This is a genomic window from Mesotoga sp. H07.pep.5.3 (assembly GCF_002752615.1).
Lineage (GTDB): Bacteria > Thermotogota > Thermotogae > Petrotogales > Kosmotogaceae > Mesotoga > Mesotoga prima.
This window is the reverse complement of sequence record NZ_AYTV01000022.1, coordinates 65,012-84,751: the sequence shown is the minus strand read 5'-3', so window position 1 is coordinate 84,751 and position 19,740 is coordinate 65,012. Positions and strand designations below refer to the sequence as shown.

General features: G+C 46.5%; 19 protein-coding genes, 1 other RNA gene and 1 riboswitch. Of the genes, 16 read left to right on the top strand and 4 right to left on the bottom strand.

The genetic code is table 11. The annotated features are described in order from the left end of the window. Positions 1 to 3: 3 nt before the first annotated feature. A complete protein-coding gene (locus V513_RS09620) occupies positions 4 to 1,368 on the bottom strand; it encodes an MATE family efflux transporter (protein WP_099772575.1) in 1,365 nt (454 codons plus the stop codon). A gap of 503 nt (positions 1,369 to 1,871) precedes the next feature. Between V513_RS09620 and V513_RS13875 the strand changes: the two genes are divergently transcribed. The 5 genes from V513_RS13875 to V513_RS14340 all read left to right on the top strand — a co-directional run bounded on the left by V513_RS13875 (position 1,872) and on the right by V513_RS14340 (position 7,024). Continuing rightward, complete coding sequence (locus V513_RS13875) at positions 1,872 to 2,042, top strand: hypothetical protein (RefSeq protein WP_158309312.1); 171 nt, start codon at positions 1,872 to 1,874, stop codon at positions 2,040 to 2,042. Positions 2,043 to 3,085: 1,043 nt separating this feature from the next. Then, positions 3,086 to 3,988 (top strand): DMT family transporter, encoded by a 903-nt coding sequence (locus tag V513_RS09600; RefSeq protein ID WP_099772573.1) that lies wholly within the window; start codon positions 3,086 to 3,088, stop codon positions 3,986 to 3,988. 86 nt (positions 3,989 to 4,074) lie between these two features. Further along, positions 4,075 to 5,460: a TldD/PmbA family protein gene (locus tag V513_RS09595; protein WP_099772572.1), complete on the top strand. Its 1,386-nt coding sequence runs from the start codon at positions 4,075 to 4,077 to the stop codon at positions 5,458 to 5,460. Then, on the top strand, positions 5,460 to 6,803 hold the full coding sequence (locus tag V513_RS09590) for a TldD/PmbA family protein (protein ID WP_014729975.1): 1,344 nt from the start codon (positions 5,460 to 5,462) through the stop codon (positions 6,801 to 6,803). The genes V513_RS09595 and V513_RS09590 overlap by 1 nt, the downstream gene beginning before the upstream one ends. Positions 6,804 to 6,811: 8 nt before the next feature. Continuing rightward, positions 6,812 to 7,024, top strand: coding sequence for an FmdB family zinc ribbon protein (locus tag V513_RS14340; RefSeq protein ID WP_373561615.1), 213 nt, complete (start codon positions 6,812 to 6,814; stop codon positions 7,022 to 7,024). A 161-nt stretch (positions 7,025 to 7,185) separates the two neighbouring features. Here the strand turns inward: V513_RS14340 and glnA are convergent, their stop codons facing one another. Next, complete coding sequence (gene glnA / locus V513_RS09580; protein WP_099772569.1) at positions 7,186 to 8,511, bottom strand: type I glutamate--ammonia ligase; 1,326 nt, start codon at positions 8,509 to 8,511, stop codon at positions 7,186 to 7,188. Between the two features lie 135 nt (positions 8,512 to 8,646). On the opposite strand from glnA, the gene V513_RS09575 reads away from it, so the two are divergent. The 4 genes from V513_RS09575 (at position 8,647) to V513_RS09560 (ending at position 11,475) form a co-directional block, all read left to right on the top strand. Further along, positions 8,647 to 10,071 (top strand): phosphoribosylaminoimidazolecarboxamide formyltransferase, encoded by a 1,425-nt coding sequence (locus V513_RS09575; protein WP_099772568.1) that lies wholly within the window; start codon positions 8,647 to 8,649, stop codon positions 10,069 to 10,071. 45 nt (positions 10,072 to 10,116) lie between these two features. Continuing rightward, positions 10,117 to 10,378: signal recognition particle sRNA large type (ffs, locus tag V513_RS09570), an RNA gene on the top strand. 81 nt (positions 10,379 to 10,459) lie between these two features. Beyond that, positions 10,460 to 10,927, top strand: coding sequence for a peroxiredoxin (locus V513_RS09565; RefSeq protein WP_014729978.1), 468 nt, complete (start codon positions 10,460 to 10,462; stop codon positions 10,925 to 10,927). Between the two features lie 44 nt (positions 10,928 to 10,971). After that, complete coding sequence (locus tag V513_RS09560; RefSeq protein WP_006490088.1) at positions 10,972 to 11,475, top strand: flavin reductase family protein; 504 nt, start codon at positions 10,972 to 10,974, stop codon at positions 11,473 to 11,475. Here V513_RS09560 and V513_RS09555 read toward each other — a convergent pair. Further along, on the bottom strand, positions 11,458 to 11,922 hold the full coding sequence (locus V513_RS09555) for a hypothetical protein (RefSeq protein ID WP_099772567.1): 465 nt from the start codon (positions 11,920 to 11,922) through the stop codon (positions 11,458 to 11,460). The two genes, V513_RS09560 and V513_RS09555, sit on opposite strands and share 18 nt — an antisense overlap. Before the next feature lie 1,022 nt (positions 11,923 to 12,944). On the opposite strand from V513_RS09555, the gene V513_RS09550 reads away from it, so the two are divergent. Beyond that, positions 12,945 to 13,886 carry a DMT family transporter gene (locus tag V513_RS09550; protein WP_099772566.1) on the top strand — a complete coding sequence of 314 codons (942 nt, stop codon included), beginning with the start codon at positions 12,945 to 12,947 and terminating at the stop codon, positions 13,884 to 13,886. Between the two features lie 188 nt (positions 13,887 to 14,074). Here the strand turns inward: V513_RS09550 and V513_RS09545 are convergent, their stop codons facing one another. Continuing rightward, entirely contained in the window at positions 14,075 to 15,343 is a 1,269-nt protein-coding gene (locus V513_RS09545; protein WP_099772565.1) for a cation:proton antiporter, read from the bottom strand. A 35-nt stretch (positions 15,344 to 15,378) separates the two neighbouring features. Continuing rightward, a riboswitch (Fluoride riboswitch) is annotated at positions 15,379 to 15,454 on the bottom strand. A gap of 50 nt (positions 15,455 to 15,504) precedes the next feature. Here V513_RS09545 and V513_RS09540 point away from each other — a divergent pair. The 6 genes from V513_RS09540 (at position 15,505) to V513_RS09520 (ending at position 19,739) form a co-directional block, all read left to right on the top strand. After that, positions 15,505 to 15,705: a hypothetical protein gene (locus tag V513_RS09540; RefSeq protein WP_099772564.1), complete on the top strand. Its 201-nt coding sequence runs from the start codon at positions 15,505 to 15,507 to the stop codon at positions 15,703 to 15,705. Then, on the top strand, positions 15,702 to 16,601 hold the full coding sequence (locus V513_RS09535) for a nitrilase-related carbon-nitrogen hydrolase (RefSeq protein ID WP_099772563.1): 900 nt from the start codon (positions 15,702 to 15,704) through the stop codon (positions 16,599 to 16,601). The genes V513_RS09540 and V513_RS09535 overlap by 4 nt, the downstream gene beginning before the upstream one ends. A gap of 154 nt (positions 16,602 to 16,755) precedes the next feature. Next, complete coding sequence (locus V513_RS09530; RefSeq protein WP_099772562.1) at positions 16,756 to 17,688, top strand: D-alanine--D-alanine ligase family protein; 933 nt, start codon at positions 16,756 to 16,758, stop codon at positions 17,686 to 17,688. After that, a complete protein-coding gene (locus tag V513_RS14230) occupies positions 17,627 to 18,130 on the top strand; it encodes a hypothetical protein (RefSeq protein ID WP_257212069.1) in 504 nt (167 codons plus the stop codon). Before V513_RS09530 ends, V513_RS14230 begins: the two co-directional genes overlap by 62 nt. A 60-nt stretch (positions 18,131 to 18,190) precedes the next feature. Continuing rightward, the gene (locus V513_RS14225; RefSeq protein WP_257212050.1) at positions 18,191 to 18,976 is read left to right on the top strand and encodes an amidohydrolase family protein; all 786 of its coding nucleotides are present in this window, start codon (positions 18,191 to 18,193) and stop codon (positions 18,974 to 18,976) included. Positions 18,977 to 19,175: 199 nt separating this feature from the next. Further along, on the top strand, positions 19,176 to 19,739 hold the full coding sequence (locus V513_RS09520) for a hypothetical protein (protein ID WP_257212049.1): 564 nt from the start codon (positions 19,176 to 19,178) through the stop codon (positions 19,737 to 19,739). Position 19,740 lies beyond the last annotated feature (1 nt).

Genomic DNA, 19,740 nt, shown 5'->3' with positions numbered 1-19,740 from the left:
CCGTTATTCCTCCTCAACATTGAGCTCGCCTGAACGGAATATTTTCAACTCTCTGAGGTAGAAAACCAGCGAGATTGCGAAAGCAATCAAATCGGCAAGAGGGAAGGATATCCAGATGCCGTTAATCCCAAGGAAGCGCGGGATAACTAAAATCAGAGGGATAAGTATGATTATCTGCCTGAGGAGGGATAAGAAAAGTGCTGGTAAAGCCTTTCCGAGAGCCTGGAACATTCCAGATGCAATAACCTGAACTCCTATCGTGGGGGTGGCAAGGATAACTATTCTGAGTGCAAAAATGGTGGACTCAATAAGCTCTGTTTCATCGGTGAAAATTGATATGAGTTGTCTCGCGAACAGAAACATGACTATTGATGAGAAAAGAGCAATCATTGTAGTAACTGCAGATGCAAGTTTGACAGACTCTCTCGCCCGTCTCATTTTTCTGGCACCATAGTTGTATCCGACAATTGGAAGAAATCCCTGGTTTACGCCGAACATGGGCATGATAAAAACCATCAGAGGTCGGTTGATCACTCCATAAACTGCAACGGCAATATCTCCTCCGTAGAAAACCAGCGAATTGTTGAGAACCACGGCCAGAAGGCTGCCGGCTACCTGCCTTGAAAAGGCGGAGAGTCCAACCGAGACAGTCTCTCTCATTATTCTCCATTCGGGGATCAGCGATCTTAAAGAGACTCTCAGTAGGCTTTTCCCACTTAAGAAGTAGAAGAGAACATAGATTGAAGTGGCAGCTTGAGACAGAACGGTCGCCAAAGCCGCGCCCCTTATTCCCATATTTAGAGAGAATATAAAAATCGGGTCAAGTATAATATTGAGAACGGCAGAGATCAGCATTGCGGCCATTGCTATTTTCGGTTTTCCTTCGGCCCTCACCACATGATTCATAGCCATGCCGAAAGAAAAGAAAGCGCTTCCAAGAAGTATTATACCCAGGTATTCTCTTGCATACGGAATTATGGCTTCACTAGCACCGAGCATTATAAGCAGCTGATCTAAAAAGAACTGTCCTAGGAGAGTCATTACCAATCCGAAGGCGAGCGAGAAGACCATTACGTTTCCGGCGGCTCGTCTCGCCTTTTCGTGGTCCCTTTCACCCAGCGACCTCGATATCACGGAAGCGCCACCGATTCCGAACATTTGAGCGAATGCCATAACGAATATTTGAACAGGCAAGGAGATCGAGATGCCTGCGATTCCCATCGATCCGACACCTTTTCCAACAAAGATTGTGTCAACAAAGTTATACATAGCCTGGACAAGCATCCCAATAGTGGCAGGCAAAGAGAGACTTAGAAGAAGCCTCCCAATCTTTTCTTCACCAAGCATCTTGTGTATGTCTTTTGCCATAACTCACCTCACAGATGGTTGCGCATTCAACTATTATAGTCCGAAATAGTATCAAATGCAGCGGCTCCGCCCAGCGAAGGTAGTGCCGATTTCAGAAGAAGAGAATTGATAGTCGTTACCCGTCAGTGGTCTCACCGTCCCTTGAGAAGAACGGTTCTTTGTTCCGACGCTACGCGTCTAGGTTGTTCGTTCTTGTCAAGCACACATCGTCATGAACTTGTTTCAGCATCTCGATCCAAAGATCCGCTGTACGCTTAAGAGCAAGAACCCGCTGGTCGCTGGGGAAAGCCGTCCTTGGTCCTTCATGAAGGGCAGTTACAAGTTGCTTGTTCCAAGTTGCAAGCAAAAGAACCGCTGTGGGCTTAAAAGCGGATAACCCGCTGAACGCTGCAAAGAGCCGTCCTTGGTCCTTCGGAGAAGAACGGTTCTTCGTTCCGACGCTACGCATCCAGGTTCTTGGTTCTTCGGGACCAGATCCCCAAACAAGTTTGGGATGACAATTAATGGTTATTGCGAAAAGGCCAGATTCCGTCATTCCGACAAAGCTCCTGGTCGGAATCTGGATGCTCTTGCTTTATCGCTTGACCAAGAACAAAGACAGATCCTCGCTCTGGAACGAAGAACAGGTTTTTCATTCGGTGAACGGAGAACCATTCAACGGCAGACCGGTCTGATTTGATCTTCCTGCATCTATCTTCAAACCTCTGACCCCGGCCTTTGCTCTCACAACTCACAACTTGCAACATGGAACTGATTACTTGCTCTTCCAACCCCCAACCCGCTACCCCCGGCCACGTCTTCTTCAGAAGTGCAGATCCCGGATCAAGTCCGGGATGACAGAGTGAGAGGCTTTCACAAACCGCCCGGACAACTTTCTCAGTTGTATTGAAACCCTGAACTGATTGCCGGTTCTCTTCACTAGACCCCAGACCCTGTAATCGATACCCTGCGCTCCGCGTCATCTGAACTTGTTTCAGCATCCAGGCAGGCTTACCGAAAGCATCACATCCCTTGACAGCATCCTGTAATTCTTAAGAACACAACAACCTGTCATTCTGAACTTGATTCAGAATCTCGGTGCTCTCTTCTTGAATGTCAGTAACGAGCTTACTTAATAGCCCTTAAGAAAAAGGTTTTCTTTCTTCTTCTCACAACTTGCATCTAGGAACTTGCAACCGTTCTTCTCTGAGAACGGAGAACCGCTCAACGGTCAACCGTTTCTCTTGCTCTTCCAACCCCCAACCCGCTACCCCCAGCCACGCCTTCAGAAGTGCAGATCCCGGATCAAGTCCGGGATGACAACGTGAGAGACACGCGAGAAGGCGAGATTGGAATGACAGCCTTTGCTGATTCCGAAAGCGAAATAATTCGTCTGAACTTGTTTCAGCATCCAGGTCTAGCATTCTGGTTTTGGTTCTTATTCTTGCAACTTGGAACTTGCATCTTGCAACTAATTTTCTGCTCTTCCAACCTCTGACGACTAACCTCTAACCTCGTCTTTCTTTGAACTTGTTTCAGCATCTAGGTCTAGCGTTCAGGTTTTGGTTCTTATTCTTGCAACTTGGAACTTGCATCTTGCAGCTAATTTTCTGCTCTTCCAACCTCTGACGACTAACCTCTAACCTCGCTTTCTCTTAACGGTCTGGATGCTTGTCTACTGCTATCATCTGATGTATTCTTCTTCCATGGGGATTGAAGCAGAATCGGCAGGTGAATTATGAACCGGAGTAAAGAGAAGTCTTCTGGAACAAAGTCTGTGATCTTATTGATTCTTACCGGTCTTCTTTGGAGTACCGGAGGTCTCTTGATCAAGAACGTCGACTCAAACCCTCTTGCGATATCGGGGATCAGGAGCATGATTGCATCCCTGGTAATACTCATTGCCCTTGGAAGACCGAAATTCACATGGTCCTTGTCACAGATAGCCTCTGCTCTCTCTTACTCGGCCACGGTGATTCTCTTTGTTTCGGCAAACAAGATGACAACGGCTGCAAATGCTATTCTGCTTCAATCGACTGCGCCTATATATGTTGCTCTGTTGAGTGTATGGATATTGAAGGAGAGGGCGAAGCTTCTCGACTGGATCACCATTAATGCGGTATTTGGCGGTATGGCCCTCTTCTTCTTTGAAAGCCTGGACAGCAGGGGAATGGCGGGAAATATTCTGGCGGTTGCAAGTGGAGTTACCTTCGCTCTTTTCAACATCTTCATGAGACTTCAGAAGGATGGTTCGCCTTTGGAGTCAGTGCTTCTGGGGAACATACTGACGGCTGCGATCGGAGTGCCTTTCATTGTGGGATCTCTACCGAGTCCTTCCGGATGGATCAGCCTCTTTATTTTGGGCGTGGCACAACTGGGATTATCGTATGTTTTCTACTCTGAGGCAATCAAACATTCCACAGCCCTCGAGGCCATTTTGATTCTCATGATTGAGCCCATTCTCAGTCCCGTTTGGGTCTTTTTGTTCATGGGAGAGATTCCCGGTAGGCTTCCCATGATTGGAGGAGCCGTAGTCATAGGTGCCATTACGATTAGGTTTGTTCTTAGAAATCTCGCCGGCAGACCGATTTTTCTTAAATATGGAGTTCCCAGGAGATCCAGAAGGAGAAATTCCACCTAACCTTATATTTCATTTCCTTTGTTAAGACCCAAATCTCGAAAATGTTGTAGAATTGTAAGAATACCTAACAAGATTGGAGGTGCATCATGCATTCAGATGAAGCATACTCCGCAGTTATCAACAAGATACTGTCTGGCGGAGCGGATTTTGCAGAGATCTTTTTAGAAGAGAGATATACGGGAAGTATAAACATGGTTCAAGGTGAAGTAGAAGGTAGCGTGTCGGGGAAATTATTCGGAGCGGGGTTACGTGCCTTTAAAGGTACTAGAAGCATCTATGCTTACACAAACGAACTTTCGCTCGATGGTCTCATGAAAGTTGCAGAAAGGCTGAGGGCCGTTATAAGTCAGGATAGGGTCGCGGATTCAGTTATTGATTTTAGAAATGAAGAGTTTGTTGACGTCTGTCCAGTTCTCTTTTCACCGAATAATGTACCGAAAAAAGAGAAGGTAAGAGTTATGCAACTTGCCCATGAAGGAGCATCGACCTTCGCTTCGACAATATCTCAGGTTGTCGTGAATTTCGTTGAATACGATCAGAACGTCTGGATCTACAATTCCGAAGGCGTGAAGGCGCATGATCGCCGTGTAAGGACGAGACTAGCGATATCGGCTGTCGCCACAAAAGACGGACAAATGGAAAGTGGTTTCTACGGACCGGGAGCAGCAATGGGCTTTGAGTTGTTTAATATGGTCGATCCCAGGGCCGCCGGAGAAAGGGCCGCAAGAATCGCAGACAGAATGGTAAGGGCGGAGTTTGCTCCTGCTGGACGAATGCCTGTGATAATCTCCAACGAGTTTGGAGGAGTAATATTTCACGAGGCCTGCGGCCATGCGCTCGAAGCTACGGGAGTAGCCAAAGGCGCATCTGTATTTGCCGGTAAGCTCGGTCAGAAGATAGCAAATGAATGTGTGTCTGCTGTAGACGATCCAACAATTCCCAATGCCTGGGGATCGGCAAATGTTGACGATGAAGGTACTCCGACAAGGAGAAACTTACTGATCGATAAAGGAGTTCTAAAAAGCTACATGATCGATCGCCTTGGTGGAATAAAGATGAAAATGAAACCTACTGGAAGCGCAAGAAGACAGGATTACACGTTTGCGCCGACATCGAGAATGAGCAATACGTTCCTTCTTCCCGGAGAGTACTATCCCGAGGAGATAATAGCTGCCACAGACTACGGTCTCTACGCGAAGTCTCTCGGTGGGGGATCGGTTATGCCTTCCACGGGTGAATTCAACTTTGCGGTAAAGGAAGGATACATGATAGAGAAGGGAAGGATAACCAGAGCGGTAAGGGGTGCGACACTTATCGGAAAGGGCAATGAGGTCCTTACGAAGATTGATATGGTTGGCAACGATCTCGAACGGGGGCAGGGTATGTGCGGGTCGATCTCGGGTTCGATCCCGGCCGATGTGGGCCAGCCAACCGTAAGAGTTTCTGAACTGATTGTTGGGGGGCGAAATTGATGGATTTCAATACCTTTGCCGACAAGGCTTTCAAAATCTCCAAAGAAAAGGGCTTTGATGAAGCCGAGATCTATTACTCGAAAGGTGGAGAATTTCAGTTAAGCTCTCTGAATGGAGAAATCGATTCATACACGGATGCCAGTTCGATAGAGGTTTACTTCAGAGGCCTCAAGAACGGAAAGATCGGCACGGCATTTTCAGAGATTCTAAGCGAAGAGGCGGCGACACTGCTGGTCGAAGAGGCTTTTGAGAACTGCTCAATAGCGAGCGGAGAGGATGTCTATATCTTCCATGACGGAACTGGTGAGTACCGTGACTTTGAAGGTTATTCAGGAGCCTTCCAGAAAAAGACCGTGAAGGAAAAGATCGATACCGTGGTATCTCTGGAGAAGCTGGCTCTCGAATACGACAAAAGGATCGTGATGGTTCCGACATGCAGGACTGCCGATACCTGGTCGGAAGTAACCATAATCAATACACTTGGACTGAATAGGCGGTACAAGAGCGACGGCGGATTTGCAGTTGTCGTGAGTCTTGCAGGCGATGAGAAATCCAAGAAGACGGGTTTCAGTTTCTCTCTTGTCAGAACGCCTGAAGAGCTGGATGTGAAAGGAGTCGCTGAAGAGGCTTCAAAAAGAGCCATAGATCAACTTGGCGCGAGAAATGTGAAGAGTGGAAAGTACAGAGTCGTTTTCAGGAACGACGTTTTCGGGCAGCTTTTCGGAACTTTCACCTCTATGTACTCGGCGGACAACGTTCAAAGAGGCCTTTCCGTCTTGAAAGGAAAAATGGGGACCGTAATTGGATCAAGCAAGCTTACGGTGTACGATGATCCCTTCCTTTCCGAGAGTCCTTACAGTAAGCCATTTGACGACGAAGGAGTGCCGACGCGTAAAAAAGCGCTTGTTGAGAAAGGCGAGTTGAAGACTTTCCTGTATGACTTGAGAACGGCCGCGAAAGACGGTACGAAGTCCACGGGGAACTCCGTAAGGGGTACTTACAGATCAAAGCCTTCAATAGCCCCAGTGAACACTGTTGTTAGATCGGGAGACTTGAGTTTCGATGCACTCCTCGAAAGTATGGGCGAAGGCATTCTGGTCACTGATCTTACCGGTCTTCATTCCGGCACGAATCAGGTTTCGGGCGAATTTTCGCTTGGAGCGAGCGGCTTTTTCGTGAAGGACGGGAAGATAAGTAATCCCATAGAGCAATTTACGATATCTTCGAACATATTGAAGGTCTATAGTGGCATTTTAGAAGTTGGCAGCGACTCGGTTTCATCTATCTATCGTGTGAGTTCTCCTTCGGTCTTAATAGATGAGATCGATGTGGCTTCTGAATAATTACGGAGGTGATTCTTTTGCCCTTATACAGGTTTGTCTGCGAAAAATGTGGTCACGAAGAGAGTCTTCTTTTGGGGATGAGCGCTACGGTGCCTCCCTGTGAAAAATGCGGGGGGATTCTCTCAAAGCAGATAACTAATATTTCGAGCTTCGGATCATCCTCGAGTTCCGATAGCTGCGGCTCATGCTCCGGCGGAAGCTGTTCAACCTGCGGACACTGATTCTTTCGGACATTTAAGTGCCCGGATAATCTGCCCGGGCACTTCTGTTTCAGTAAATCCGAATGAATTCACTTGACTTCAGGATAATTTGACTGAAAATCTAAATTCATCGAGAAAAGTTAGACTGCTTTTATCCTTCCAACCTCTTGGTGAGACTTTCCTCAATACAGCTCCAGATACTTACTGATCTCCCAGTCGGTGACCGAAGCGCAGAATTCGCTCCATTCGCCCTCTTTTGATCTGACAAAGGTGTTGAATATATGATCGCCTAGCGTCGATTTCACGAATTCGCTGTTTCTGGTAAACTCAAGAGCATTGATCAGAGTCCCTGGAAGGTTTTCTATCATCAGTTCCTTTCTTCTCGAACCTTTCATCTTGAAAATATTCTCATCGACTGGATTAGGCGGGTCGATCCTCTTCTCAACACCGTCCAGACCGGCGGCAAGAGTCAATGCTAACGCAAGATAAGGATTGCACGTGGGATCGGGACTTCTGAATTCCAGCCTTGTTCCTTCTCCCCTCGTGCTGGGTATTCTGATCATTGCGCTCCTGTTTCCCAGCGCCCAAGAGATATTCACGGGGGCCTCGTATCCAGGTGTAAGTCTCTTATAACTATTTATAGTTGGATTTGTGACGGCGGTAATCTCTTTTGCGTGTGAGATGATTCCCCCGACGAAACTCAGAGCGGTTTCACTTAACCCGTGATCTTTTGAGGAATCGTAAAAGGCATTGTTGCCGTCCGAGAAGAGGCTCATGTGGATATGCATTCCCGATCCGTTGACTCCCGAAAAGGGCTTCGGCATAAACGTGGCATGAAATCCGTCGGCTATAGCTATTGTCTTTACAACCCATTTGAATGTCTGAATATTATCTGCGGTCTTCAGTATGTCAGTGTATCTGAAGTCAATTTCGTGTTGTGAAGGGGCCACCTCATGATGTGCCGCCTCAACTTCAAACCCCATTTCCTGAAGAGAAAGCACGATCTGTTTTCTTACCTCCTCACCTCCGTCAACTGGAAGGAGGTCGAAATAACTTCCCGTATCCAGAAACGCTCCGATCGGTTTTCCACGGTCATGGTCTCTCTTGACTATAAAGAATTCTGGTTCAGGACCGGCGTAAGTCTCGAACCCCATACTCTTGGCTCGTTGGATGACTCTCTTCAAAACATATCTTGGATCTCCCTCAAATGGTGTACCGTCAGGTTTGTAGACATCACAGATGAGTCTTATAGTTTTTCCCTGACAGTTGTCCCAGGGAAGAAAGGCGAAAGTCGAAAGATCCGGCCGTAGATACATGTCGGACTCCTCGATTCGCACAAAGCCGTCGATTGAAGATCCGTCGAACATTGCACCCTTTTCCAGAATTGTAGGCAGCATTCTTGCAGGAACTTCCACATTCTTCAGCATACCGTTTATATCGGTTATCTGAAGCCTGACAAAACCAATTTCCCCAGATTCGCATTTCTGAATCAATTCTTTTTCAGTCATGTTACTCCCCCGCTATCCTTGCCCGACCCAAGGGCATGAGATACTAAAGTATACGCCAAACTGATAACATTATAAATCATTGGTTGGATTTCTCAGGGATTGATTGATGATAAACTAATCACATGGAGGTGCCTGATGAACATAAAGCGTGCCTTTGTCAGCGTACATGACAAGTCAAGAGTGGAAAAGATCGCTGGATATCTGGTTTCGAACGGTGTAGAAATCATCGCCACTGATCACACTGCGGAATATCTTATAGATCATGGTGTCGAGGCAATAAAGGTCGCTGATTACACTGGGTTTCCTTCGATATTCGACGGAAGGCTGAAAGCTATCCACCCAAAGATTATAGGTGGAATTCTTGCGATCCAGGATCTTCCTGCCCATATTGAGGAAATGAGGGAACATTCGATTCTGCCTTTCGACATGATAGTTATGAATCTCAAGCCTTTCGAGTCCGCTGTAAAGGAATCACCGGATGAGTCTAATCTCTCAAAAGAGATCGATATCAGTGGACCGGCCCTGCTGATGGCGGGCGCCAAGAACCACAGGGACATTGTAGTCATATCCGATCCTATGGATTATGATGAAGTGATTGACAGTTTAGAGGACTGTGGAGATGTTCCCCTTCTTAAAAGAAGAAGATACGCTCTTAAGGCGATCTACGCTGCTTTGCTTTACAATTCTTCCATTCATAAGGCGTTATCGCAGATTTTTGCTTCCGAGAAATACGACTATACGGTCATGGAACACGTTATGCAGCTGCTTTACGGGGATAACCCCTCTCAGAAGGCTCATTTGCTAAAGCTTTCGAAGGAACCTGGTCTGCTTGATGAGGTTCAGATCGGTAATCCCGCCATTGGACTCAAGAAGTCTCAGCTTAGAAACATTAATGTTTTCATGGAGCTTTATTACTACAGCGACAACATTTCGCTTTTCCTTGATAAAGGTAAGATCATAAAAGTCTTTTCGGGCAAGGTACCGGACGATTTTTCCACGGGCGGTCCCGATACGATGTTTGCTTCGACCTTTGCCATCGATGGTGATACTTTGAAAAGACTGAGTGACGATGGCGTAGAAGCTTTTGGAGGCGTTTTCGATCGCGATGCCATACGCACTGCAAGAGAGAGAGATATCATGATACTGACCGTACCGGTCCATGAAGCGGTGACACTATCGAAGGAAACGTATTCGGGCTTTGGCAACTATTTTGTAAGAGAACTCACATTCGAGATGAAGAAGTATGACCTTGATACGGACGGAAGGCTCGCTATTTATTGTTCACGTGTGAACAGGGCGAACAATTTCTCGGTTTTCAAAGACGGTGAAAGTCTGCTTCTAAAAAGTGGTTTGAGTTACGAAGAACTTCAGAGTTACGATTTCGCCAGTCACGATTTGAGGGATTCTGTAATGGCTTCTGACAATGATTTGACCGACGACCTGATAATAAGAATACTTGCCTCCGGGGTTAGACAGATAATCCTTCCCGGCACAAAAAGGACCTATTCGAACAGAAGCATTCTAGTGCTTGGAATAGACTTCACCAGACTGAACAACTAGAGATCACTTGAAAGCTAAGAAAGCAGAATATATAATGTATATACACCATGCTAGGTGGGGAGCTGGCGGTTCCCTGTACCCGAAATCCGCCATACGCGGGGCCGAATGCCTTTTGAGGCTTTGCCGGTTTGGTGTCGGTTTGTCTAAAGGTGTTGAGGATTGAGTCCTGCGCAACGGGAACTTGCGAACCTGGTCAGGTCCGGGAGGAAGCAGCCATAAGCGAGCGCTCCCGTGTGCCGTGGGGTTGCTCAGTCTGAGCCGGAAGGCAAATGCGGCCAGGTCGGGAATGTCGATGAAGGATGCATGGTGTTTCTTCTTCTATGTATCGCACCTAATCATCTGCTAGAATTAATATGACAATAATAGACGGTTTTAGGAGGTACATGGGATGTTACTAAAAGGAGAAAAGGCGATAGACTTCTCACTATTCGGTTCGGATCTTAAGGAATACAAACTCAACGAATATCTAGGAAAGAAAGTTGTACTGGTTTTCTACCCCGGTGCGTTTACGAGTGTATGTCAAAAGGAACTATGTACATTCAGAGATTCTCTTGCGAACTTTGAGAGCCTTAACGCTACAATTCTCGGGATAAGTATGGACAGCCCTTTTGCCAACAAAGCTTTCAAGGAGCAAAATTCCCTTTCTTTTCAGCTTCTCTCAGATATAGGAGGAGAAGTATCCGGAAAGTACGGCGGCGTGCATCAGGACTTTGCCGGCGTCAGGGGTCTCACTGTTTCAAAGAGAGCCGTATTCATTGTGAATAAAGACGGGAAAATTTCCTACACATGGGTTTCAGACGATCCCAGAGTTGAGCCAGATTACACAGAAATTTCGAATCATCTTAAGAAGATTTAGCGATGGGGGGATAACCCTAATCGTCTTTGTTACAGGAGGTTAGCATGACAGAATTCAGCTTTCCGGAGCACTCGACGGAGCTTCTTGAAACCCTGAGGGACGGGAGAGTTCTGATCGGAGTGACAGATGGCGTTGAAACGAACTTGATAACCGTTGGCTGGGGTTTCCTGGGTTACACATGGAATCGACCTGTCTTCATTGCCATGATAAGGCCGAGCAGATTCACGCACGATTTTTTCAGAAGCAGCGACGGATTCTCGGTCAATTTCATGTCAGCAAAGTGGCAGGAGGCTTTGGACTTCTGTGGAACAAGAAGCGGAAAGTATTTCGACAAGTTCAAGGAAACCGGATTGACTGCTCGAGAGGGGTTGTCACCTTCAATAGTCGTAGTAGATGAGGCTGACAAAGTTCTGGAGTGTCGCGTTGTTTCAAAGGAAGCGTTGACGCCTTTAGCTCTGAATGGTAGTATAGCCAGCACATTCTATGGCGATAATTCCTATCATTCGCTCATCTTCGGCGAAATTACCGATTCATACACTCTTCCTTGAGAAGACTCCTACAAAGAATGTGAGCAAGAGAGAGGCTACTAGAATTGACCAGAGAATGCATGACGACCAGTTGGGAGTCTGGAGGCTCAGCTTCAGAGAAGAGTCCAGCAGAAGGATATCTCTTGCGAAAATCAGGGAGACTACGGCTTGAAAGGAAGACAGGAATCCTAGAACGAGATTCCAATTCCTTATTCCCGCGCTCAGTGAAGTTATCAAAGCAAAAACGTAAATAAAAAACGAAATAGGCGCGAACACTATTCCTGCGATGAAGATAGGCCTAATCGAGTCGGCATCTTGCACAATGTTAGTCGACATTTGGTTTGCCGTGACTATCAAAACTATCGAAAGCAAACCAACTATGACACCTGCGGCCGTAAAGTATTTGTAAGCCTTTTCCTTTCTGCGGGCATATGCAACGCTTATTGCCCCGCGATCTCTCTTCTTCACAATGAATCACCCAGACAGCTTTTTAGAAAACTAAAACGGCTTAAAGCCGCAAAACACACACTTCTTTTCTGCATTAACTAGAACGGATGAACCTGGCAGAAACATTATCATTATACTGCAGTTGATAGTGATTATCAAAAACTAATTTAGAACATTTAGAACCAATAACTGTATCGTTTATGCTTATGCATTCGTTTGACTTTAATGCTTATTTTCTTTCCTTCTTTGTAGAGAAAAGCTCAGGACTGCATCAAGGGAAACAAATGATTTTCTCTCCGGGTATTTTTGTTAGGGGAAGGTATCTTCATTGGCAGAAAAACCCCGAGTAGTTCTTTTTCAAAGCCCAAATAAAAAGGTAGAAGCTCTCCAAAACATAAGAAACTCAAAAGAGCTTTCTTTGGATGAGGTTCCCGTGCTGATATAATCAAATCATAAAATTCAGCAAAGGCCTTATTTTTTCCAGTTCTTCTATTCCGATCCCTCGAATGAAAACCTTCAAGGTCATATTTGTCTGCCAGATCGCCAGGAAAACCAGTTATCATAAACGGTTGTTGGGCTTTCTGGACGGTTGAGGGGGGATAAGCATGACGAAGCGCATACTGATTATCACACTGCTGGTAATACTCTTGATCTTATCTTCTTGTGTAAAAAAGAATCAGCATCTCATAACTCTTACTGCAAATCCTGCAGAGGTCTGAACAAGGGTCCTCTTTGCTGTGGTTGCGAGACAGCCTTTGGAATTGATTGCATAGTTATGCGTGTTGGCAAACTATCACAGTTCTTACTTGCCTAGTGCAGAAAACGACGCAAAACAGATATCAAATGACACTTCAGCAAAGCTTTCCCTAACTTCATGCATGTGCTGCAGTATATCATCGAAGCCCTTATTGCTGCGTAAACCGGGATCTTGAATTTCATATGATGGGTGTCACTAAAGAATTTTCGTGACCATCTCAATGATTGTTCATGTTTAGCCCCACTCATTTTGTAGTTCACCTACATTTTTAGTGTAGACTAATTTCATGGATATTTTGAAGAAGAAGTGGATGGCGGCCTTGACCGCAGTATTCTGCTCTGTTCTTTGGGGCAGTGCTTTTCCGGTGCTGAAACTGAGTTACGAGGAAATGTCTATCACTCCGGACGACGTTTCAGCCAAACTTGTCTTTGCGGGAATTCGGTTTCTGGGGGCCGGCATCATGGTGCTTATGCTTTCAATACCCCTTGGTAGAAAGGGTAGAACGAGATTCGCGAAGAAGGACTACCTCCATTTGCTGGCGCTCGGGATACTGCAGACTTTTCTGCTATATTTCTTCTTCTATAACGGGCTGAGCTACACAACGGGTATGAAGTCTTCGATAATAATGGCGGGAGAGAACTTTCTCGTAATTCTTCTTGCCCATTACATATACAAGAATGACCGTTTGAGCTGGAAAAAGACGCTTGGTATGATACTGGGATTCGCCGGTGTTTTCCTTGCAAATTTTGAAGTCGGCTTTACTCTGAGCTTCGTATTTCTGGGCGACGGATTCATGTTGATCGCGGCGACAATCGGTGCATTCGGCACCATGTATGCCAAATGGATGTCATCTAGGCGATCTCCCTTTCTCGTGTCGGGATGGCAGCTTTCGATCGGCGGCTTTCTTCTCCTGATTGCCGGCTTTCCCGGGTTGAAGGGGGATTCGCTTGTTTTCACGCTCAAGGGAGATCTCCTTCTGGTATATTCTATGCTTCTTTCGGCCATAGCCTTTTCCTTATGGTACGCGATTCTCAGCTTTCACAAAGCCGGTGAGATCACTATGTTTCGTTTCGTGATCCCGGTGGCCGGTGTCTTTCTCTCGGCAGCCTTTATTCCGGGAGAGGCGCTAAATTCGTATATGGCATTTGCCCTCGTATTGGTTTCGGCTGGTATTGTCGTTGTCAACTGGAAGAACAGGGGAGTCTCAGAAGATAATTCCGCTCGATAAATTCGAATACCGCTCTGAAAATTCACATCGTGTTGCTGTGGGTTCTTTACTGGCCGTGACCCCGCCCTATCACCGAATAGAAATGCAAGAGATTTTTTTCGAGCAGAATCGTTCCGGCAGAAAGACGCGGCGAAGAAAAGAAAACTGAAGGGAACCCACTCAATTCTATTTTGGGCTTGAAATGGTAACTAGGTAAAGGATAGCCGACGGCTTCTGACGAATCTAGAACAGCCTTTACATTTGCATACAACGAGAAAGAGAGTCGAAGAGAAAACTGAGTCGATTCCCAACTGGTTTTTCGCAAACCTTCTTGCAGCGAGTCTTATACCAATGGCGCCAAGAGGGGCCGTTGTTAGGATCGAGAGTACTGAAATCGAAAGTATCACATCTCCGTAAGCTACTCCCATTGCTAAGGGTATTCCTCCAACTGCAGTCTGAACTGTGGCCTTTGGCAGATAAGAAATCATGCAGAAGAGCCTTTCGCGAAGATCCATTTGCGAACCGAGAGTGGCGGCCAGAATGCCTGCGCTTCTAAATGTTAGTCCAAGAAGAATTACGAGCAGTCCCATAAGCCATGAGTCGCCTATCGCACGTACGTTGACACTTGCGCCAACCAGAACGAATAAGAATATTTCTGCGACAACCCAGATTCTCTCCATCTTCCCCGCAATCGTGTCGGCGGTTACCGGAAGTCTCTCTCGAAGTACAAAACCTATCGCCATCACTCCCAGGAGAGTCGCTACAGGGAGTACTTCCTCGAGTTTATGGAAAACGAATGCAACAGATAGGATCAAGAGAACCTTCTTAGTGCCCCTAATATGGAATCTCTTGAATAACAAGCTGAAGAGGAACCCAATTATCGCGCCAAGAGATATGCCGAGAATAACCTCTACCGGCACCATAAGAAAGGACATTCCGATACCGACGTCCTGTCCTCCTTCAATTCCCAAAAACACTGTAAAGAGTATAATGGCCACAACGTCGTCTATTGAAGCTGCCGCAAGAATTGTAGAAGGTATTTCGTTTCTCTTTCCGAAGTCCCTTTCTTTCAGTCTTAGCATCTCGGGACCTACTACCGCATGCGACACCGCCGCAATAATGAAGCCTAGCATTCCGCCTTGAATGAGGCTGAGTTTCAGGAAGAAGTGAGCCATTATCATAATTGAGAAACCTTCGAAGAGGCCCGGAAGAAAACTAAGACGAAGAGCCAGGGGCCCTATCTTCTTGATAATTCTCCGGTTCAATCCGAGACCGGCACGCATAAGTATGACTATCAGTGCGAGCAGCCGGACTTCATCGGAAATTGAGAGCAATGATGGGTCTATGAGATTCATTCCACCAGGTCCCAAAGCTATCTCAAGCGAGACCAGGCCTATCAGACCGGGAGGACGAACTCTTTCAAAGAGTGAAAGAACTGCGATCGAGAGAATCACTATAAGGGAGATGCTTAGAATCATATGCTCCTCCAGAGTCAAGCAAAACCAGGCTGGGAATTTTGGTAGAAGCTATTAGCTGGTGGCGGTTCTGGAGGATTGTTCTCGAAGGCAAGCTTCATTGCCTAGAGAATCATATAGTTTATGCGTTATACTGTCAATGACTAGTGAACGGAGGTGATCTCTTGAACACTTTTCTAGCCATTGTTGGCGCATTGTTCCTGCTTTATCTTGCAATTAGGTTCTTCCCTGCGCTGATAATGATTGTAGCCGGCGTAGGAGTGGTAATGATAGTGATTTTTGCCATGGCAGGTCTTGTTGTTTTCTTCTTGCCGATCTTATTGGTTGTTGGTCTAATACTGGTCATTGTTAAACTTGCGTCATGAAAGACACTGATTTTACTGCAATACAGGTCTGGTTTGATCAGGATTCATTTGGAGAAGAGGCATTTCGCAGAAAGATGAGAGACTATGTGGCCGAGGCTTCTCTGTTATGGAAGGGAACGAAACACATTGTGGTCTTCCCCGAGTTTTTTGCGACCTTTCTTTACCCATCCTTCAGGAAGCTGAGTTTCGAGGAGACGACGGCAAAGACTCTTGCCTTATATGCGATCAAGAACATGGGACTTTCCTTCAACCCCCTCAAGAAGGCTTTTCTGAGGGACGCTCTTGTGATCGAAGCCTACTATCATGATGTCTTTCAAAGCGTGGCAAAGGAATTTGGAGCCTATCTTCTTGCGCCTTCGATACTGCTTCCGATTGTCGACACGGAATCGGAGAAAGGGAGATTCATCTGGGGCGATAAGCTATACAACCTCGCCTACTTCTTCAACCCTTCGGGAAAGGTTGTAGCAAGGGCTTTCAAGCACAATTTAACCAAGGCCGAGAGTTCCATTATCTTTTCCAGAGGAGAGCAAGAGCTTAACGTCGTGCACACGGAGATAGGAGTGATTGGTATTGCAATCTGTTACGACATGTTCTTTCAGAGCGAAATAGAGAAACTGGATGCCGCGGGCTGTGATACAGTTCTTGTTCCATCATGCAACTTTGCCTTGTGGAAGGGAAGACTGAGTGACTCGACGCAGGAGAGGATATGGTTTCGTGATGGGCCGATCAAAGCAACATCAGGTAGGGAGAAGATTCGCTATCTTGTAAATCCAATGGCGACTGGAATTGTCGGCAGAGACAGGGCGCAGGGGAGATCTTCCATATGGTACGGAGGAAGGGCGCTTGCCGTTGCCAGAGAATTCGACAGGGAAGAGATACTAAACGTTACGACTTAAGGCGATGCGCATTATCAGCAACATATATAAAAGTCTAACATACTTTCTAGACTGGTTTTTCCCTTCCACTGATACTCATTTTAAAAGTCAAAAATCTGGAGTATGTACAATTCTTTTGTGGTGATACTTCTAAGATATACCAAGGAGGAATGTTATGAGAATTACTGTCGTTCATGACACGCCGCTCGATCTTCATCATCAAGAGATGGTCAATAGTGTCGTGAGCTCGCTCGAGAAGAGTTTCGAAGTTGATTCGAGACCATTTGAGATCGATGCTGTGGGCAGACTTAGAGGCACTGATCTCGTATTCAATCTCACTACCGCCATGGGCAATACCGAGAGGCAGGTCCATCTTCCGGCCGTGCTGGATCTTCTGGGCATACCCTTCACCGGCTCGGGCACTACGGCCAACGCTCTTTGTATAAACAAGACGCTCACAAAGTTAATCATGAAGGCCTATGGAATATCCACTCCCGAATTCTTTTCGGTACGTCCCGGAGAAACTGCCGACAACCTTCCGTTCAGTCCGGCGATCGTCAAACCCGTCAAGGAAGGAGGCGCAAAGGGTATCTGGGAGGACTCGGTTGTGGAAAGCGTTGATGACATGCAGAGAGCGGTTTCACGTATTCACGAGAGATTTCAACAGCCCGCTCTCGTTGAGAGATTCATTGAAGGAAGGGAGTTCACCGTCGGGATTGTTGGCAATGAAGTTCTTCCAATCATGGAGATAGATTTCTCGTCACTGCCAGATCACCTTGAAACCTTCTATTCCTACAGGGTGAAACAGTTCCACGGTGACGAGACGAACTACATCTGTCCCGCGAAGATCTCGCGGAGAGAGGAAACAGTTATAAGAGAGTTATCGATGAGAGTCTTCCAGGTGCTCGATCTAAAGGACTATTGTCGTATCGATTTGAAGATCGACGACGAAGGTAAGATCTACTTCCTGGAGGTCAATTCTCTTCCTCTTCTTGTTCCGGACTACTCCGATATCGTTAAGATGGCCGAAGCCAGAGGGTGGAGCTATGGTGATCTCATTTACAGGATCGTTACTTCAGCAATCCGTAGATATGGACTCGGGGAATGAGATGGAAGAATATGAAGAGATCCTAGATTACGTAAGGCAGATCCCGGTGATCGACACACATGAACACCTGGTCCATTCGGAAGATTTGCTCCAGGGGCGCGACGATGTTCTTCAAGAGTTTCTCATTCACTACATGAGCTCCGACCTGATCTCTTCGGGGCTCGACCCGGAGGTCCTGGCAATCGCTAGAGATAGTGAGAGAGATGTCGTTTACCGATGGAAGCTAATTGAAGATTACTGGGAGTTCTGCAGGCACACCGGCTACGCTAGGGCTCTAGATGATTCGATAAGAGAGATATACGGGATCGACGGAATAAGGGGTTCAACAATAGAGGAGCTAGGAAAAAAGTTCAGGGAGGCAAACAGACCGGGGCACATGAGAGAAATCCTGAAGGATTTATGTAACATAGAACTCGCGATAATTGATCCATGGACCGGTTGATTCGAGTCCGACAGGAGCCTTTTCAGAAGGGTCTGGCAACCACAAAACTATATAATTCCCATGCCACCGGAATTCGATATAGTAGGTTGGCTGGAGGAGACCTACGCCGTAGAAATCAGATCGCTCAACGACTGGCTCAAAGTCTTCGAAATGGAGCTAGACGAGAATATTTCGAACGGCATCGTCGGTCTGAAGAGCGTTCTGGCGTATCATAGGCCGATTAGATTCGAAGAAGTAAGTCTAGACGATGCCGCAACTGCATTTCGTAAGGCCCTTGAAGAAAGGGGAAGAAGAAGTCCCGATCGTAACAGAGGCCTCTTGATTCCCGAAATAGTGCAGGATTATGTGATGCATTACATACTTTCCGTGGCAAATGAACGGGGTCTTTTCATTCAGTTTCACACCGGGCTTCTCGAAGGTAATCGTGGAATACTGAGCAATTCTAATCCCGAACTACTAGAAAATCTCTTTTCAAAATATCCGCGCGTGAAATTCGATCTCTTTCACATAGGATATCCTTACTGGGGAGTCACTGCGGCTCTTGCCAAGACCTATCCAAACGTCTTCATCGACATGTGCTGGTCTCACATCATATCGCCAGTTTCTGCGCGGAACGCTTTGAGCGATTTTCTGGATGCGGTACCGTTCAACAAGATATCCGGTTTTGGCGGGGACTATGCAATCGTTGACGCGATCTACGGCCATCTCAAGATCGCGAGAGAAAACATCGCCCGGGTTCTTGCGGATAAGATAGGAGATAGAACTCTTACTGTTTCACAGGCGGTAAGAATTGCCGAACGGCTTCTCCATGACAATCCGAAAGAAATCCTCCTTAACAATCTTTGATCTGTGAAGCAGTCTCAGCAAATACCTTTTTGGAGAATAAGAAGTGTGGAGATTATTTGACACATGAGGAGAGGTTCAACCTGGCTCTGGAGATTTCCGGAAAGCTTTCAAGAGAGATGAAGGGCAATCTGATTTGCTTCTGGCTGTTGGTTCTACCTAAAGAGGGACCGATACTCTCTGGTCCGATCTAGAAATGCTTATGATTACCAAAGAAGAGGTCCCAAAGAAAACCTTTCTGAAAGGCTTGGTCCCGGTCACTACAAATTCGATAACTGAAAAGAGACTCTGCGGAATACTCGAGGAACCGGGAGTTGAATGGCCATTCTATGCTGGACTCGTAAAGAACCTTGTCGTACTGGAGGGCGATGCATCGAAGCCCGAACAGTATTATGATCTCGCTCGCCGGGTTCGTGAAGAGAAGTTCAGGAGGGCCTTGAAGGAGAATCTCTCGGAGCTCGTATTCGAGTCGAGCGGGAGAATCTTCTCCTGCATCGCAAGGAAGAGATACGAGGATATTTACTGCGCAGTGATAGAGACCCTGCTAGAAATGAAAATCGCTCTTTGCCTTTTGAATTGCACGCACGTGAACCATGACTACTTCGAAGGGCTGCAGGAGAGTTTCAAGTTCAGAAAGTTGCCAGAACGATATCCTGTCCTGGCAACCAAGATGTGGAAAACCAGAGACCCATTTTGCATAGCAAAGAATTCCAGAGAACTCATAAGAAACTACCTTTATCTTCTCAAGAGCGAGGAGATCATTTAGA

Coding starts and splice junctions, on each gene's coding strand:
- V513_RS09600 (WP_099772573.1), top strand. CDS start 3,086: ATGAACCGGAGTAAAGAGAAGTCTTCTGGAACAAAGTCTGTGATCTTA.
- V513_RS09520 (WP_257212049.1), top strand. CDS start 19,176: ATGATTACCAAAGAAGAGGTCCCAAAGAAAACCTTTCTGAAAGGCTTG.
- glnA (WP_099772569.1), bottom strand. CDS start 8,511: ATGACTGAAAAAGAATTGATTCAGAAATGCGAATCTGGGGAAATTGGT.
- V513_RS14230 (WP_257212069.1), top strand. CDS start 17,627: ATGGTGATCTCATTTACAGGATCGTTACTTCAGCAATCCGTAGATATG.
- V513_RS09535 (WP_099772563.1), top strand. CDS start 15,702: ATGAAAGACACTGATTTTACTGCAATACAGGTCTGGTTTGATCAGGAT.
- V513_RS13875 (WP_158309312.1), top strand. CDS start 1,872: ATGGTTATTGCGAAAAGGCCAGATTCCGTCATTCCGACAAAGCTCCTG.
- V513_RS09590 (WP_014729975.1), top strand. CDS start 5,460: ATGGATTTCAATACCTTTGCCGACAAGGCTTTCAAAATCTCCAAAGAA.
- V513_RS09550 (WP_099772566.1), top strand. CDS start 12,945: ATGGATATTTTGAAGAAGAAGTGGATGGCGGCCTTGACCGCAGTATTC.
- V513_RS09560 (WP_006490088.1), top strand. CDS start 10,972: ATGACAGAATTCAGCTTTCCGGAGCACTCGACGGAGCTTCTTGAAACC.
- V513_RS09545 (WP_099772565.1), bottom strand. CDS start 15,343: ATGATTCTAAGCATCTCCCTTATAGTGATTCTCTCGATCGCAGTTCTT.
- V513_RS09595 (WP_099772572.1), top strand. CDS start 4,075: ATGCATTCAGATGAAGCATACTCCGCAGTTATCAACAAGATACTGTCT.
- V513_RS09530 (WP_099772562.1), top strand. CDS start 16,756: ATGAGAATTACTGTCGTTCATGACACGCCGCTCGATCTTCATCATCAA.
- V513_RS14225 (WP_257212050.1), top strand. CDS start 18,191: ATGCCACCGGAATTCGATATAGTAGGTTGGCTGGAGGAGACCTACGCC.
- V513_RS09565 (WP_014729978.1), top strand. CDS start 10,460: ATGTTACTAAAAGGAGAAAAGGCGATAGACTTCTCACTATTCGGTTCG.
- V513_RS09620 (WP_099772575.1), bottom strand. CDS start 1,368: ATGGCAAAAGACATACACAAGATGCTTGGTGAAGAAAAGATTGGGAGG.
- V513_RS09575 (WP_099772568.1), top strand. CDS start 8,647: ATGAACATAAAGCGTGCCTTTGTCAGCGTACATGACAAGTCAAGAGTG.